Genomic DNA, 14,693 nt, shown 5'->3' on the forward strand with positions numbered 1-14,693 from the left:
CCGCCCATGACGAACCCGGCCGACCGACTCGTCGACCTGCTCGACCTGGAGCAGATCGAGGTCAACATCTTCCGTGGCCGCAGCCCCCAGGAATCCCTCCAGCGGGTCTTCGGCGGCCAGGTGGCGGGCCAGGCCCTGGTCGCCGCCGGTCGCACGACGGACGGCGAGCGCCCCGTGCACTCGCTGCACGCGTACTTCCTGCGCCCGGGCCGGCCGGGCGTGCCGATCGTGTACCAGGTGGAGCGGGTCCGGGACGGGCGGTCGTTCACGACGCGGCGGGTCACCGCCGTGCAGCAGGGCCGCACGATCTTCAATCTCACCGCCTCCTTTCACTTGTCTGAGGAAGGACCTTTCGAGCACCAGCTGCCGGCCCGTGATGTGCCGGACCCGGAGTCCCTGCCGACGGTCACGGAGGAGGTCCGCAAGCATCTGGGCGCTCTGCCGGAGCAGTTGGAGCGGATGGCGCGCCGTCAGCCCTTCGACATCCGTTACGTCGACCGGCTGCGGTGGAATCCCGACGAGGTCAAGGGCGCGGAGCCGCGCAGCGCGGTGTGGATGCGCGCGGTCGGACCTCTGGGCGACGACCCGCTGGTGCACACCTGCGCGCTCACCTACGCCAGCGACATGACTCTCCTGGACGCGGTCCGCATACCCGTCGAACCCCTGTGGGGCGCGCGGAACTTCGACATGGCCTCGCTGGACCACGCGATGTGGTTCCACCGGCCGTTCCGCGCGGACGAGTGGTTCCTGTACGACCAGGAGTCGCCGATCGCGACGGGCGGCCGTGGTCTGGCTCGCGGGCGCATCTACGACCTGGAGGGGCGCCTGCTCGTTTCGGTCGTCCAGGAGGGTCTGTTCAGGGCCCTGTAGGCCGGGACCTCACAGTTCCGCGGGCCGGAGGCTTCTGCGGCGCAGCCGGCCCAGCAACCCGCACGGCCGCTCCAGCACTTCGGGCACGGGTGTCGGAGTGAGAGTGGGAGTGGCTGTGGGTGCGTTCGGGTCGTGTCGCGGTGCGGGGCGCGGAGCGGGTCGGTAGGCCCGGGCCTCCTCCAGGCTTCGGGCCAGGTCGCTCCTCAGCCAGCCGATCTCGTCCAGGTCGTCCGCCGTCGTGATCTTCTCGGCGAGGTGAGCCGAGGGTGATCCCGGTGTCCCGTGGGCAGGTGGCGCCGGGCGGAACCCGTTCAGATGGGAGCGCTCGTACGGATCCTTGACCACGTCCGCGATATGGGCGGGGTCGAGGAACGCCGCGAAGACCCCGGCGCGCTCCCAGGGATCCTGGGCCTGGCGGAGCAGGAAGCCGAGGTGACGTCCGCGCCAGTTTCGGGGGCGCAGATCCAGGCCGGTACCCAGTTGGGAACGCAGCACCTCGGGCGTACGGCCGGTCAGTAGAGCCGCGTTCTTCTCGTCGGCCGCGAACTCCAGCAGTTCCTCGGCAAGATAGAGCCAGACCACGGCTCGGTAGCGGTTCAAGTAGAAGTTCACCGGCATCACCAGCCCCAGGCGCGCGAGGCGGGTGAACCTGGTGACCGACACGTTCATGATCTCCGCGCCCTCCGTGGTGCCCACGGCCTTGACGCCCTCGCGGAACGCTTCGGGGAACCCCTCCGCAGAGCGCAGCCGGTCGATCTCGGCCCGCTCGACCCGGCGGCCCCCGCCTCCTCCCTCGTCCGGCACGGTCCGGATACGGCCGAGGTGCACGGCGAGGTCGAACTCGCCCCGTTTCAGACCCAGTTCGCGTGCGGCGCGGCTCAGCGCGCAGGTGAGGGAACGCGGCTGAGTGACGGTGTTTCCTGACATGGTCGTACTCCCCCGTGGAGTCGGTCGCTCACGCTGTGTGCGCTCGCCGTGCAAAAACCGTAGCCGGTTTGGCGAATCACGTGGCGAGCCTGTGGATAACTCCAGCGGGGATGAAAATCGCGCAGGTCAGAGGTCTGCTGGAGAGGTTCGCTCGGGGCGTCGGGCGTCCACGCCGAGGTGTTCGCCGACCCGGTTGACGAGCAGGGTCATCTCGTAGGCGATCTGGCCGATGTCGGCCTCCGCGCCGCTGAGCACGCACAGACAGCTGCCGGTGCCGGCCGCGGTGACGAACAGGACGGCGTCGTCGTACTCGATCATGGTCTGGCGTACCGTGCCCGCGCCGAAGTGGCGTCCCGAACCCTTGGCCAGGCTGTGCAGTCCGGAGGCGACGGCGGCGAGGTGCTCGGCGTCCTCGCGGCGAAGGCCGGTGCTCGCTCCCGTCACCAGGCCATCGTTCGACAGGACCAGCGCGTGGCGTACGTGTTCCACGCGCTCCGTCAGGTCGTCGAGCAGCCAGCCGAGTCCCTGGTTCTGCGCCATGCTCCGTCTCCCCGTGTGATGTCTCCCCCTGGCCGGAGGGTCTGTCCGCCAGCCTTCCCCACGACCGCCGTACGGGCAAGGAGGATGGGGGCATGGCACAGAAGATGACCGACGAGGAATGGCGGGCATTCGTCTCGCACGGCACCCGCACCGCCAAGCTGGCGACCGTGCGGGCAGACGGGAGCCCTCATGTGGCCCCCGTCTGGTTCCTGCTGGACGGGGACGAAGTGGTCTTCAACACCGGCAAGGAGACCGTGAAAGGGCGAAATCTCGCCCGTGACGGGCGGATCGCCCTGTGCGTGGACGACGACCGGCCGCCGTTCCACTTCGTGGTCCTGAACGGTCGCGCCCGGGTGTCGGAGGACCTCGACGAGGTACGGGCCTGGGCGACGCGGATCGCGGCCCGGTACATGGGTGAGGAGCGCGCCGAGGAGTTCGGCGCGCGCAACGGCGTTCCGGGCGAGCTCGTGGTCCGTGTCGCCGTCGACAACGTCGTGGCGGTGAAGGACCTGTCGGCCTGAGGCGCCCGCTCAGCTCACGGACTCGAGGAGCCGGGCGGTGTGCATCCGCCCGGCGTATTCGACGAGGCTGATCAGTACTTCCTTGCCCGAGTCCCGGTCGCGGGCGTCACAGAGGACCACCGGCGTTCCCCGGTCGAGATCGAGGGCGTGGGAGACGTCGTGGGGGCCGTAGGTGCGGGCGCCGGCGAAGCAGTTGACGGCCACGACGAACGGGATGCGCCGGTGCTCGAAGTAGTCCACCGCCGGGAAACAGTCCTCCAGCCGCCGGGTGTCCGCGAGCACCACGGCACCGAGAGCTCCCTGCGACAGCTCGTCCCAGAGGAACCAGAACCGGTCCTGGCCGGGTGTGCCGAAGAGATACAGGGAGAGGCCGTCGCGGATGGTGATGCGCCCGAAGTCCATGGCGACGGTCGTGGTGACCTTCTGGTCCACGCCGTCCGTGTCGTCCACCGACCGGCCTGCCTCGCTGAGCAGTTCCTCGGTGCGCAGCGGCCTGATCTCGCTCACGGCTCCGACCAGGGTGGTCTTGCCGACGCCGAATCCGCCGGCGACCAGTATCTTCAGCGCCAGGGCGGACGTCTCGCCATGCGTGGCATCGGAATGCTCGGAGACCATGATCACTTCTCTCGGGAGTGTCGGCTGTGTTCGACGTCTGTGCGCGAAGTCAGCATCATGACAACGGACGTTCGGTTCCGAGGAATTACACCGATATCGCCATCATCTGACCGGATCGAGCCGGTTGCTGACGGAAGGGGCGCAACCGTGTGCCATGCCGCCGCCGGTTCTGAACCTTCGTCTACAGCACCCGCAGTCCCTCGATGACCTCGCGAAGAATCCATTCATCGGGCAGTTGAGGCGGGGGCGCATGGCCTCCTCACTCGGTAGTGGTTCGGGGCGCGAGCTGCTGTAGGCGAGAGGGCGGCGAACGTCGAGGTGAGGAGCAGATAGGACCCGAGGCCGACAGCGAGGGGGAAGATGAACTGCATCGCCGTGGCCCCGGGCAGGAGTGAGGCGGAGGGAGTGACGCGCACGCTCACCGCGAACATGGCCGTGTAGTGCATGCTCACGACACCCAGCCCGGTGGTGAGGCCGCCGAGCAACAGTGCCCGGGTGCGGTCCCGGCCGTGGCCCACGGTGAAGACGCCGGCGCAGACGACGGCCACGGCGACCAGCAGGGCAGCGCGGCGCCGACGCAGGCCATCACATACGACAGCACAGGGGTCAGCCAGCCGAAAGCGGCGTGGTCGAGGTGTCCCATGACCCCGGAACGCTAGGGGTGCACGGGTGCACAAAGGGGGCGCATTTCGAAAGGTGCTGGAATATGACACAGAGGTGCGCTGGAACGATCGCGTCCCGCTCGAAACATGCGCGTGGAAGGCAGGATGCGTCATGGGCGTAGAGGCACCAGTGGACGTACGAAACCGTGCCGGTGAGGGATCATGCGGAACATGAGCGACGACCACACACACATCCAGGAGTTCTTCGGGGCCCGTGCCGCCGACTGGGACAGCAAGTTCCCCGACGACGGCCCCGCCTACGCCTCCGCCGTGGCCGACCTGGGGCTGCGCACGGGGGACCGGGTGCTCGACGCGGGCTGCGGCACGGGACGCGCGCTGCCGCCGCTGCGCGCGGCCGTGGGGCCTTCGGGCGTGGTCGTGGGGGTCGATCTGACTCCGGAGATGCTGCAGGCGGCCGTACGGGCCGGGAGGGACCGCGACGGCCGGCTGGTGCTCGCCGACGTCACCGCGCTGCCGCTTCGGTCGGAGTCCCTCGACGCCGTGTTCGGGGCGGGCCTCATCGCGCACCTGCCCCATCCGGCCGAGAATCTGCGGGAGTTGGCGCGCGTGGTCCAGCCCGGCGGCACGCTTGCGCTGTTCCACCCGATCGGCCGGGCGGCCCTGGCCGCACGCCAGGGGCGGCAGATCACCCCGGAGGACCTGCGCGCGGAGGCCAACCTCGGTCCCCTGCTGGCAGGCTCCGGTTGGCGTATGACGTCGTACGTCGACGAGGACACCCGCTTCCTCGCGCTGGCGGTCCGGGAACGCTGAGCGCGGCCTCTCCTGCCGCAAGCCCAGCGGTGCACGCGCGCGGGGCACCGCCTGGTCATATGCCGGAACGGCCCCTCACACCCGCCCCTCGTACCCGCCTCACACCCGCCCCGCGACCGCCGCCACGAAGGCGTCCGGGTTGTCGAACATGACGTTGTGCCCGGAGCCGGGCACGATCACCACGCGCACCCCGGTGGCTTCCAGGGCCACCCTCCCCGGGAGTTCACCGCTGAGCGCACCCTGAAGGTACACACGGTCGATCGCCAGTCCTTCCAGGATGGTGCGCATGACGGGGTCCGATCCGCGCCGCAGCCCGACGGCCGTGCGGTGCAGCGCGCGCGGGTCGGCGAGCCGCATGGTCGCGGCCCAGAGGGGGCCGACCTTCCGCAGCACGCGCGCGTGCCCCCCGTCGACGAACTCGTCCTCCTCGTAAGAGGCGATGCCGCTGCTCCCCGCGGTCGCCGGTGGGAAGGCATCGAGGTTGGCCTCGGTGAGGACCAGCCGGGAGACGAGATCGGGCCGCCGATGGGCGAGCACGATGCCGACCGCCCCGCCCATGCTGTGCGCGATCAGCTCGGCGCCGGTGAGATCCGCCGCGTCCAGTGCCGCGGCCAGGGCGTCGGCGTTGTCCTCCAGTGTGTACCCGAAGTGTTCGGGCCGGTCGCTGATGCCGTGTCCGGGCAGATCGACGAACAGGCTCCGCCGGCCGGCGAGTTCCGGACGGGCCGCGATGTGCGCGTGGTACACGGACGAGGCGGACCCCAGTCCGTGTACATACACCCGCGCGGGCTCCTCGCCAGGCGTCCCGGTCCAGCGGATGCAGCTGCCCTTGCCATCGAAATCGGCCTGCTTCACAGGGTCCCCCTCATTGGTTCGAGTGCCGAGTTCGGCACGCCACCAAGATGCATCGAGACCGAGGTATTCGGAATCCGATGTATCGGAGTCTCGATGTACAGCGTGGATACGAGAGAATGCGGGCATGCTGGAGCTCGCGATCCTCGGATTCCTCTACGACACCCCGCTGCACGGCTACGTCCTGCGCAAGCACATCGCGGCGCTGACCGGACACGTACGCCCCGTGGCCGAGAGCACGCTCTATCCCGCGATCAAGCGGCTGGAGAAGGCCGGCCTGCTGGCCCGGGCCACCGAGCCGGGGTCCGTGGCCGCACCGCGCCATGTGCTCACGCTCACCGAGGAGGGCAGGAGCGCGCTGCGCCGCCGGCTCGCCGAACCGGCGCAGCGCGACATCACCGACGAGAACCACTGGTTCACGGTGCTCGCCTTCCTCAGACACCTCGACGACCCCGCCGCCCAGGCGACGGTCCTACGGCGCAGACTGGCCTTCCTGGAGGAGCCGGCGAGCTTCTTCTACGAGGGTGACCGGCCGCTGCGCGCCGAAGAGCTGGACGACCCCTTCAGGAGCGGCATCCTCACCATCGCGCGTGCCACGAGCCGGGCCGAACTCACCTGGCTGCGCGACACCATCGCCTCACTCGACGAGGCCGGCCGCTGAGGCGTCCGTGTTCGGGCGGCTCAAACCACTTCACCGATTCGACCCTCTTCTGTCGCCGAAGCTCCAACTCTACGTTGAACAGGAGCAGATCAACGATCAGATTCGAAGCCACACAGCCGGAAGGCGGTCCGCATGTTCGACAGGATCCGTAGGTACGTCACCGGATTCCGATCTTCCACGGCAAGCACGAAGGAGGCCGTAGGCCGGGAGAAGCGCGCACACAACTTGTTCGAGGCCGCGGCCGCCTATGTGTCGGCCCGCGCGGAGGACGACCAGGACCGGGTCGACGAGGCGGCGGACTGGGTGTCCCCGGAGGCGCTGTCGTTCGGGGTGAGCGAGCTGGCGTGCCGGGCCGTGATCGCGCTGGCCCGGGAGCGCGACGAGTCGCCCGGAACGGTGGCCCGTGACCTTCTCGGATTGCCGGTGTCCTGACCTGTCGGCCGCGGATCCGGTCGTTTCGCCCGCTCCAGGTGGAAAACTGCAGCTCCAGGTGTGATGGGGAGTCGTGACAACCACCTTCCGCTCGCACTAGGGTGCGCGCCGTTGGACGAACCACTGGGGAGGCTGGGATGGCCGAGACAGAAGACGAGGCCGTCGCCGCCGCGGACGATGCGCTGTACGTGCTCACGGCGGTGCTGCTGACGCCGGCGCAGTTTCCGAGCGTGCTGGGTGACGACTATCCGGAGGCCTGTACGGCGCTGGGCCTCGCACCGCGCGCCGACGGGTACGGGCTGGTGCTGGGCCAGGACGGCGACGGGGCCCGCTGGACGGTCGTCATCGACGACGTCTCGCTGGTCGCGGTCGCGATCGCGTCCTGGGACTGCGGCATGGAGTACGAACTGTCGCCCGACGAGCGCACGGTCGTCGCCGCGCTGCCGGGCTGGCCCCTCGCGCTCGCCGTCGTGGCCCCGGGCGTCGCCGGCGCCGCACGACCCGGGCCCCGACATGGCGGACCGCGACCCGCTGACCCCGCCGGACACAAGTTCCTGGGGCCCGGCCCAGCGGCGCCTGGGCGCGGACGAGATCGCCCTCCAGTGGGCGGTGTGGCGCGAGCAGATCGACGACGCCGACTTCCCGACACCGGGGGACGCGCCGGAGGAGGCGGGACAAGACGCTCCGGAGGGCGCGGAGGACGCGCCGAAAGGCCACGGCGGGGTCCGCCGGGTCCTGGCGGAAGCACGCGCGTACGTGGACTCGCCACCGCCCCTCGGCAGGGTCCGTTCCTCGTTCGCGCCCGGCGATGCCCGGACCCTGCGTGCCGACGGCCCCGGCTGGTCGATGGTGGCCCGTACCGACGACATCGCGTTCGTGCTGCTGGACGACGAGCCGGGCGAGGTCCTGCCGGTGGGCCGTGGCCCGGAGCTCCCCGGCCTCCTGGAGGCACTCGACAAGCTGGCCGTACGGCCCAGTTGAGCCCAAGCGGGACGAGTCCCGGCCAACGACCGGGACTCGTCTCGTCAGCGTCCGTCCGGGGTGCCGAGGAGGCCACCGAGGCGATGTCCGGGCGCCATGGGCAGGGACACGCCGGGGCGACCGCGCCTCAGCGGCCGATCTCCTTGCGCGCGACACGGCGCAGCCTGCGCCGCTGTGAGGGGTCCAGCGTAAGGTACGCGGCCGCCGGGACTCCCACCACGATCAGGAACGACACCCACCAGGGCACCCAGATCAACAGGATGAGCCCGACCGCCACTCCCCCTGCGGCGATCTTCGCGCTATTCGACATGTGCGTCGCCTCCTTCGCGGCCACTGCCGCTCTCTGCTCCGAAAACGGGCCGGCGCTTCCCACGGTTCCGCACCGCAACCCTGAGACGTCCCTGAGACTCGACCCCTACGCGTCCCTGAGCGCCCGCACCGGCACTAGGAATCGAACACCTGGTGAAGTGGCTCGGGTCACAGCCTAGCCATTCCAGGTCGCCCGTCCATGTGCTGTACCCTCGGCGACCCGGAGCCCAGTAGTCAAATTTGAGGAGTGTGACAGAGCTGTGCAGAGAACCCCCGCGGCGCCACCCTCCGACCTGTCCCAACTGGCCGGATGCTGCGCCGTGTTCGTACCGGCGGATCCCGCTCGCACCGGCACCGTCGGCTTCTGGCGACCCGACGGCGAGGCTCCCCCGGCCGTCGCGTCGGGAGCGGCCGCGGACCTGACCGTCCTGCTGCCCCGCGGGAACGGCGTCGAACGGGTACGGGTGCCCGCGGTGCTGCTGCCGGTGCGCACCGCGCTTCCGTTCCTCACACGCGCGCGTGTCTTCCCGCACGCGCACCGGGCGACCGCGTTCTGGGGCGCGGCGGGTGTGCTGGCCCTGCACTTCCTGGCGCGAGGTCTGCTGCTGCCCGGCCTGTCCCCCGCCGATCACGACGTCTGGCGGGTCGGGCCCCTGTCCGCCCGGGACTCGGAACTCGTCCGCGAGCTCGCCGCCGCCATGCCGCCCGACGCCCACGCGGTGCCGTCGGCCGGTTCCGCCGAGGCGCCTCTGATGCCGGAGCCCGAGCGGCTGCTGCGTGCCTTCCTCGACGCGGTGGCCGACGCGCTCCCCCGTTCCCCCGCCGCGCGGCTGGTGACGGGTGGCCCCGCCTACGCGGCGCCCGAGCCGCAGCATCTGCCCGCGCAGCGGGCCTGGGCCGACGACATCGCCGCGGTCCACGACGCGGGCGTACGGCTCTCGCTGCGCATCGAAGTGCCCGGCCTCGAGGACGCCGCGCACGACGCCGTCGACGACCGGGTGGGCGACGACACGCCCGTGCGGTTCCGTGCCGTGCTCCAGGTGCACCGGGTGAGCGGACCCGCGCTCGTCGCGGACGCGGTCGAGGTGTGGGTGGGATCCGGCCCTTCAGGCGCTGCCTTCGGCCCACGCGCGCGGATGGACGCCCTGCTGGCACTGCGCCGTGCGGCGCGCGCCTGGCCGCCGTTGACGCCCCTGCTCTCGGCGGGCGTGCCCGACGCCGTCGAACTCGCGGACGACGAGGTCGCCGAGCTCCTCGGGGAGGGCGGCCGCGCCCTCGCTGCGGCGGGTGTCGACGTGCACTGGCCGCGGGAGCTGTCGCGCGAACTGTCCGTCCATGCGGCCGTCGGTCCACCGGAAGGTGATCCTGAGCGGGAAGGGGATCCGGAGCAGGACGGAGGTGCGGAGCAGGGCGGAGATGCGGCAGACATGCCCTCGTTCCTGTCCGCCGACGCCCTGCTCACCTTCAGCTGGTGGTTCGCGCTGGGCGGGCGGGAACTCACACGCGAGGAGCTGGACCGCCTCGCGGAGGCCAAGCGTCCGCTGGTGCGGCTGCGCGACCGCTGGGTCCTGATCGACCCGGAGGAGGCGCGCCGCGCCCGCGCACGGCAGAACGGCAAGGTCAGCGCGATCGAAGCACTCGGCGCCGCGCTGACCGGCTCGGCGGAGTTCGACGGCACCCGTGTCGACGTACGGGCCACGGGCCGGCTGGCGGAACTGCGGGACCGGCTCGCCGACCCGGAGGCGCGGGAAGAGGTCGTCCCACCGGCCGCGCTCGACGCGAGCCTGCGCGACTACCAGCTGCGGGGCCTCGGCTGGCTGGCCCGCATGACCTCGCGGGGCCTGGGCTGTTGCCTGGCGGACGACATGGGCCTCGGCAAGACGATCACGCTGATCGCCCTGCATCTGCACCGGCAGACCGATGCGTCGGCCGCCGGTCCCACGCTCGTCGTCTGCCCGGCGTCCCTGCTCGGCAACTGGCAGCGCGAGATCGAGCGGTTCGCGCCCGGCACACCGGTGCGGCGGTTCCACGGGGCCCGGCGCGATCTCGGCTCCGTGGGCGACGGGGAGTTCGTCCTCACGACGTACGGCACGATGCGCCTGGACGCCGCCCGTCTCGGCGAGGTGCCCTGGGGCATGGCCGTCGCCGACGAGGCCCAGCACGTGAAGAACCCCTACTCGGCGACCGCGAGGGCGCTGCGCTCCATCGGCGCACGCGCACGCGTGGCGCTCACCGGAACCCCGGTGGAGAACAACCTGTCCGAGCTGTGGGCCATCCTCGACTGGACGACCCCTGGGCTGCTGGGCCGCCTCGGTACCTTCCGCGCGCGGTACGCGCAGGCCGTGGAGAGCGGGCGGGACCCCATCGCCGCGGAGCGGCTCTCCCGGCTCGTGCGGCCGTTCCTGCTGCGCCGCCGCAAGTCGGACCCCGGCGTCGCGCCCGAACTGCCGCCCAAGACCGAGACCGATCACCCGGTGCCGCTGACCGAGGAACAGACGGGCCTGTACGAGGCCCTGGTGCGCGAGACACTGGAGCGGATCCGGGCGGCCGACGGCATGGAGCGGCGGGGCCTGATCGTGAAGCTGCTCACCGGCCTGAAGCAGATCTGCAATCACCCGGCGCAGTTCCTCAAGGAGGACAGCCCGACCATCGCGGGACGCTCGGGGAAGCTGGAGCTTCTGGACGAACTGCTCGACACGATCCTCTCCGAGGGAGGGGGCGTTCTGGTCTTCACCCAGTACGTGCGCATGGCGCGCCTCCTGGAGCGGCATCTGTCGGCCCGTGGGGTGGCCTCGCAGCTCCTCCACGGCGGCACGCCCGTCGCCGGTCGTGAGGCGATGGTGCGACGGTTCCAGGACGGTGAGGTGCCCGTCTTCCTGCTGTCGTTGAAGGCCGCCGGCACGGGCCTGAACCTCACCCGGGCCGAGCACGTGGTGCACTACGACCGCTGGTGGAACCCCGCCGTGGAGGCGCAGGCCACCGACCGCGCGTACCGAATCGGCCAGACCCGGCCGGTACAGGTGCACCGGCTGATCGCCGAGGGCACGGTCGAGGACCGCATCGCGGAGCTGCTGAGCCGCAAACGAGAGCTGGCCGACGCCGTGCTCGGATCGGGCGAGGCGGCTCTCACCGAACTGACGGACGCGGAACTGGCCGATCTGGTGGCATGGCGCGGGGAGGCACGATGAGCCGGTACGACGACGACACGGTGCGCACGTTCCCCACGCTGCCGCCCGCGCGCGGACGGGGCTTCGCGCAGACATGGTGGGGGCGGGCCTGGCTGCGGTCACTGGAGGACACCGCGCTGGACGCGGCGCAGGTCAAGGCGGGACGCAGGCTCGCCCGCGCGGGCGCGGTGGGCGCCGTGTCGGTACGCCCGGGCCGGGTGACGGCGATGGTGCGCGAGCCGGGGCGCGCGGCACACCGGGCCGACGTCCTGCTGCCGCGGCTGGTCGACGAGCAGTGGGCCCGTTTCCTGGACCTGGCCGTCGAGCGTGCGGGGCACGTGGCGGCGCTGCTCGACCGGGAGCTGCCCCCGCACCTGGTCGAGGACGCGGCGGCCGTGGGGATCGAACTGCTGCCGGGCCTCGGCGACCTGGAGCCCGAGTGCGGCTGCGACGCCTGGGACCACTGCGGACACACGGCGGCGCTGTGCCACCAGATGGCGCGGCTGCTGGACGAGGATCCGTTCGTCCTTTTGCTGATGCGCGGAATCGGAAAAAGCGCGTTCTTCGACGCGCTGCAGTCGCGCGGCGCCACCCCCGAGGAGCAGTCCGCCGAACCGGTGGTGGTGGATGCCGCGGAGGCCTGGGCGGCCGGAGACATCCTCCCTCCGCTGCCCGCGTTGCCCGACCTCCCGGACGTGCCAGGTGCGCCCGCGTCCCTGGATGCCGAGGCATCGCCCGTCCCTGGGGTCGACCCGGCGGCCCTGGAGTACCTGGCGGCGCGGACCGCCGCGGAGGCACACCGGTTGCTGGCAAAGGCACTCTGCGCCGTACCGGAACCTGGACCCTTCGACGCCGAGTTGACGCCGGAGCAGGATGCCGTACGTCTGGCCGTGGGCGCCCCCGAGGGGGCCGTCGCGAACCGGCTCGCGGAGGGATCGGGGCGTGGCCGGAAAGGGCTTGCGGCGGCCGTGGGTGCCTGGCGCCACGGTGGTGCGGCAGCGCTGTCCGTGCTGGACGAGGAATGGCAGATGACGGGCGAAGCACTCGCACGCGCGCGTGCCGCGCTCGAAGCGGCCTGGGGCGAGGACGACGATCGGCCGTCACTGCGAAAGCCGGACAACCGGTGGACGGTCCCGGGGGCCGGGATTCAGCTGCGCCTGGGCCGGGACTGCCGCTGGTGGCCGTACATCGAGGAGCACGGCCTCTGGATGCCCGCGGGAGGCCCGGAACGGGATCCGGCGACGGCACTTGCGGCGGCCCGGTCGGCACTCGACGACGAACCGTCCGACGAGTCCTGAGGAACGCCGGTGCTTCCTCAGGTCCCTGACGATCCGCCACTCATACGATCCCCATGCCCGCACAAGACCATCACGACCGACGAGTGGAAGACGTCCTCCGTTCATCCGACGGACGCACGACGTTCCGCCGGGGACCCAAATCTGGCCGCTGTCAATCAACTTGCTCCCAGGAGGCCCGATGTCCCCGCATGCCACCGGCCGGCGCCGCGTCGTCAACCGTTCCGTCACGACGGGTCTGCCCCTGGCCCTCGCGGCCGCCCTCGTGGCCGCCGGTACGGCCACGGCGGCACCGTCCGGGGACGCCGCCCACGTCATCCGTACGGCGACGCTCGGCGACATCCCGCTCGGCGCGTTCAGCAACGCCCTGCTTCCCGGCAGCGTGGACAACGACCGGGGCGTGGACCTCGGCGGCATCGGCAGCGACATCTACCCGGCGGGCCGCAAGGGCGAGTACTGGACGGTCACCGACCGCGGCCCCAACGGCCAGATCAAGGTGGACGGCAAGAAGCGCCGCACGTTCCCGGTACCGGGCTTCGACCCGGCGATCGTGAAGATCCGGGTGGCCGGGGACAAGGTGGAGGTGCTCGACGCGATTCCACTCACCACCCGGTCGGGCAAGGCCGTCACCGGGCTGTCCAACCAGCAGGGCCGGGACGAGGCGCCGTACAGCTATGACGCGAAGACCCCTCTGTCGTACGACCCGAACGGGGTGGACACCGAGGGCATCGTGCGGGCCGCGGACGGGAGCTTCTGGCTCGTCGACGAGTACGGCCCGTCGCTGATCCACGTCTCCGCGCGCGGGAAGGTGCTCACGCGTTACGTGCCCAAGGGGCTGAACCTCACGGGCGCCGACTACCCGGTGGTCGAGGCGCTGCCGTCCGTGCTGCTGCACCGGAAGATCAACCGCGGGTTCGAGGGGCTGGCCCAACTGCCCTGCGGAGACCTGGTGATGGCCCTGCAGAGTCCGCTCTCCCTGCCGGACACGAACGCCGGTGGCGCCTCGCGCACGACGCGTCTGATGCGGTTCTCGCCGAAGAAGCAGGCGGTCACCGCCGAGTACGCCTACCGGTTCGACCCGGTGAACGTGGTCGACCCGAGCGAGGACGACACGTCCGAGCTCAAGATCTCCTCGGTGGTCGCCGTGGGCGGTGACCGGCTGCTGGTCGAGGAGCGCACCGACAAGACCGCCCGGCTGCAGCTGGTGAGGCTGGGGCACAAGGCGGACATCCTCGGCAGCCCCTGGGACGACGACACGACGTCCCCGTCGCTGGAGCAGCTGGAGGACCCGGCGGCCGCGGGCGTCCCGGTGCTCGCCAAGCGGCTTGTCGTGGACCTGGGCACGGTGAGCGGTGTGCCCGGGAAGATCGAGGGCATCGCGCGCGTGGACCGCGACACGCTCGCCCTCATCAACGACAACGACTTCGGGATGACGGACGGCACGGGCGCCTTCGACGCGCAGGGCCGCCTGGTCGACAGCGGCATCGAGACGACGGTGACGTACGTCCGGCTGCCCGAGGGCATCTGACCTGCCCGTCAGGGAAGTTCCCCCGCGAGGGACGGCAGGATCGATCCGAGGTCGCTCGGCACCTCGGAGGGGAACCCCGACGGCAGCCCGCTCGGCAGCTTCGACGGCAGTCTGCTGGGCAGTTCGGTGGGGATGCTGAAGGAAGGCCTGGGAGAGCCGCCCGTGCTCGCACCACTCTGCGCGGGCGGCTTCTTCTCCGGTGCGCCGTCGCCGCCCGACGCCATCAGGACCACGGCCGCGACGGCTGCCGCGGCCACGAGGACCACCAGCACGGCGAGCAGCGGGCCCCGGCGCCTGCTCGGGGTCTCGAGGGCGCTGAAGGGGGTCGTCGGCGGGTCGTAGCCTCCGGGCGGCGGTCCGAAGCCGCCGCCCGGAGGCGGGGTGTCACTCGGGGGTCCGGGCGGCCGGGGTGGCACGGGCGGCATGGCCATACCGTCAAGAGTCGCCTCGTATCGGGCAACGCGCGACCCCCACGCGGAAGTTGATACGGACTCGTGCGGGGACCGCACGGTTTTCGAAGCATTCCGTCCAGAGGTCGCTCGGCAGACACCGACAACGGAAC

At 71.3% G+C, this 14,693-nt stretch carries 14 protein-coding genes and 2 pseudogenes; 9 read left to right on the plus strand and 7 right to left on the minus strand.

The genetic code is table 11. The annotated features are described in order from the left end of the window. Window positions 1-6: 6 nt before the first annotated feature. The gene (locus N8I87_RS05585) at window positions 7-870 is read left to right on the plus strand and encodes an acyl-CoA thioesterase (protein WP_263206030.1); all 864 of its coding nucleotides are present in this window, start codon (window positions 7-9) and stop codon (window positions 868-870) included. 9 nt (window positions 871-879) lie between these two features. Here N8I87_RS05585 and N8I87_RS05590 read toward each other — a convergent pair whose 3' ends face one another. Beyond that, window positions 880-1,797, minus strand: a complete 918-nt coding sequence (locus tag N8I87_RS05590) for a DUF6397 family protein (RefSeq protein WP_263206032.1) — start codon at window positions 1,795-1,797, stop codon at window positions 880-882. Between the two features lie 126 nt (window positions 1,798-1,923). Then, window positions 1,924-2,337 (minus strand): roadblock/LC7 domain-containing protein, encoded by a 414-nt coding sequence (locus tag N8I87_RS05595; protein WP_263206034.1) that lies wholly within the window; start codon window positions 2,335-2,337, stop codon window positions 1,924-1,926. Window positions 2,338-2,429: 92 nt separating this feature from the next. On the opposite strand from N8I87_RS05595, the gene N8I87_RS05600 reads away from it, so the two are divergent. Then, window positions 2,430-2,858 (plus strand): PPOX class F420-dependent oxidoreductase, encoded by a 429-nt coding sequence (locus tag N8I87_RS05600; RefSeq protein WP_263206036.1) that lies wholly within the window; start codon window positions 2,430-2,432, stop codon window positions 2,856-2,858. Window positions 2,859-2,867: 9 nt separating this feature from the next. Here N8I87_RS05600 and N8I87_RS05605 read toward each other — a convergent pair whose 3' ends face one another. Then, window positions 2,868-3,473, minus strand: a complete 606-nt coding sequence (locus N8I87_RS05605) for a GTP-binding protein (RefSeq protein WP_263206038.1) — start codon at window positions 3,471-3,473, stop codon at window positions 2,868-2,870. 224 nt (window positions 3,474-3,697) lie between these two features. Beyond that, a pseudogene (locus N8I87_RS05610) lies at window positions 3,698-4,116 on the minus strand (MHYT domain-containing protein). Window positions 4,117-4,306: 190 nt separating this feature from the next. Here N8I87_RS05610 and N8I87_RS05615 point away from each other — a divergent pair. Beyond that, window positions 4,307-4,906 carry a class I SAM-dependent methyltransferase gene (locus N8I87_RS05615; protein WP_263206040.1) on the plus strand — a complete coding sequence of 200 codons (600 nt, stop codon included), beginning with the start codon at window positions 4,307-4,309 and terminating at the stop codon, window positions 4,904-4,906. A 99-nt stretch (window positions 4,907-5,005) separates the two neighbouring features. On the opposite strand, the gene N8I87_RS05620 is transcribed toward N8I87_RS05615, so the two are convergent. Continuing rightward, window positions 5,006-5,761, minus strand: coding sequence for an alpha/beta fold hydrolase (locus N8I87_RS05620; RefSeq protein WP_263206042.1), 756 nt, complete (start codon window positions 5,759-5,761; stop codon window positions 5,006-5,008). A gap of 124 nt (window positions 5,762-5,885) precedes the next feature. On the opposite strand from N8I87_RS05620, the gene N8I87_RS05625 reads away from it, so the two are divergent. From N8I87_RS05625 to N8I87_RS05635, 3 genes and pseudogenes are all read left to right on the plus strand, one after another. After that, window positions 5,886-6,419 carry a PadR family transcriptional regulator gene (locus tag N8I87_RS05625; RefSeq protein ID WP_263206044.1) on the plus strand — a complete coding sequence of 178 codons (534 nt, stop codon included), beginning with the start codon at window positions 5,886-5,888 and terminating at the stop codon, window positions 6,417-6,419. Between the two features lie 132 nt (window positions 6,420-6,551). Further along, on the plus strand, window positions 6,552-6,851 hold the full coding sequence (locus tag N8I87_RS05630; protein WP_263206046.1) for a hypothetical protein: 300 nt from the start codon (window positions 6,552-6,554) through the stop codon (window positions 6,849-6,851). A gap of 137 nt (window positions 6,852-6,988) precedes the next feature. Then, window positions 6,989-7,832: pseudogene (locus N8I87_RS05635) on the plus strand (hypothetical protein). Window positions 7,833-7,959: 127 nt separating this feature from the next. Here the strand turns inward: N8I87_RS05635 and N8I87_RS05640 are convergent. Continuing rightward, window positions 7,960-8,142 (minus strand): tail-anchor membrane protein, encoded by a 183-nt coding sequence (locus N8I87_RS05640; protein WP_263206047.1) that lies wholly within the window; start codon window positions 8,140-8,142, stop codon window positions 7,960-7,962. A gap of 259 nt (window positions 8,143-8,401) precedes the next feature. On the opposite strand from N8I87_RS05640, the gene N8I87_RS05645 reads away from it, so the two are divergent. The 3 genes from N8I87_RS05645 to N8I87_RS05655 all read left to right on the plus strand — a co-directional run bounded on the left by N8I87_RS05645 (window position 8,402) and on the right by N8I87_RS05655 (window position 14,131). Continuing rightward, window positions 8,402-11,329: an SCO1167/SCO6262 family helicase gene (locus N8I87_RS05645; protein ID WP_263206049.1), complete on the plus strand. Its 2,928-nt coding sequence runs from the start codon at window positions 8,402-8,404 to the stop codon at window positions 11,327-11,329. Then, the gene (locus N8I87_RS05650; RefSeq protein ID WP_263206051.1) at window positions 11,326-12,606 is read left to right on the plus strand and encodes an SWIM zinc finger family protein; all 1,281 of its coding nucleotides are present in this window, start codon (window positions 11,326-11,328) and stop codon (window positions 12,604-12,606) included. Before N8I87_RS05645 ends, N8I87_RS05650 begins: the two co-directional genes overlap by 4 nt. 178 nt (window positions 12,607-12,784) lie before the next feature. Beyond that, window positions 12,785-14,131, plus strand: a complete 1,347-nt coding sequence (locus N8I87_RS05655) for an esterase-like activity of phytase family protein (protein WP_263206053.1) — start codon at window positions 12,785-12,787, stop codon at window positions 14,129-14,131. An 8-nt stretch (window positions 14,132-14,139) separates the two neighbouring features. Here the strand turns inward: N8I87_RS05655 and N8I87_RS05660 are convergent, their stop codons facing one another. Beyond that, window positions 14,140-14,562, minus strand: a complete 423-nt coding sequence (locus N8I87_RS05660; RefSeq protein WP_263206054.1) for a hypothetical protein — start codon at window positions 14,560-14,562, stop codon at window positions 14,140-14,142. Window positions 14,563-14,693 lie beyond the last annotated feature (131 nt).

The organism is Streptomyces sp. HUAS 15-9, assembly GCF_025642155.1.
Taxonomy (GTDB): Bacteria; Actinomycetota; Actinomycetes; order Streptomycetales; family Streptomycetaceae; genus Streptomyces.

Coding starts and splice junctions, on each gene's coding strand:
- N8I87_RS05650 (WP_263206051.1), top strand. CDS start 11,326: ATGAGCCGGTACGACGACGACACGGTGCGCACGTTCCCCACGCTGCCG.
- N8I87_RS05615 (WP_263206040.1), top strand. CDS start 4,307: ATGAGCGACGACCACACACACATCCAGGAGTTCTTCGGGGCCCGTGCC.
- N8I87_RS05640 (WP_263206047.1), bottom strand. CDS start 8,142: ATGTCGAATAGCGCGAAGATCGCCGCAGGGGGAGTGGCGGTCGGGCTC.
- N8I87_RS05655 (WP_263206053.1), top strand. CDS start 12,785: ATGTCCCCGCATGCCACCGGCCGGCGCCGCGTCGTCAACCGTTCCGTC.
- N8I87_RS05630 (WP_263206046.1), top strand. CDS start 6,552: ATGTTCGACAGGATCCGTAGGTACGTCACCGGATTCCGATCTTCCACG.
- N8I87_RS05595 (WP_263206034.1), bottom strand. CDS start 2,337: ATGGCGCAGAACCAGGGACTCGGCTGGCTGCTCGACGACCTGACGGAG.
- N8I87_RS05590 (WP_263206032.1), bottom strand. CDS start 1,797: ATGTCAGGAAACACCGTCACTCAGCCGCGTTCCCTCACCTGCGCGCTG.
- N8I87_RS05600 (WP_263206036.1), top strand. CDS start 2,430: ATGGCACAGAAGATGACCGACGAGGAATGGCGGGCATTCGTCTCGCAC.
- N8I87_RS05585 (WP_263206030.1), top strand. CDS start 7: ATGACGAACCCGGCCGACCGACTCGTCGACCTGCTCGACCTGGAGCAG.
- N8I87_RS05605 (WP_263206038.1), bottom strand. CDS start 3,473: ATGGTCTCCGAGCATTCCGATGCCACGCATGGCGAGACGTCCGCCCTG.
- N8I87_RS05625 (WP_263206044.1), top strand. CDS start 5,886: ATGCTGGAGCTCGCGATCCTCGGATTCCTCTACGACACCCCGCTGCAC.
- N8I87_RS05660 (WP_263206054.1), bottom strand. CDS start 14,562: ATGGCCATGCCGCCCGTGCCACCCCGGCCGCCCGGACCCCCGAGTGAC.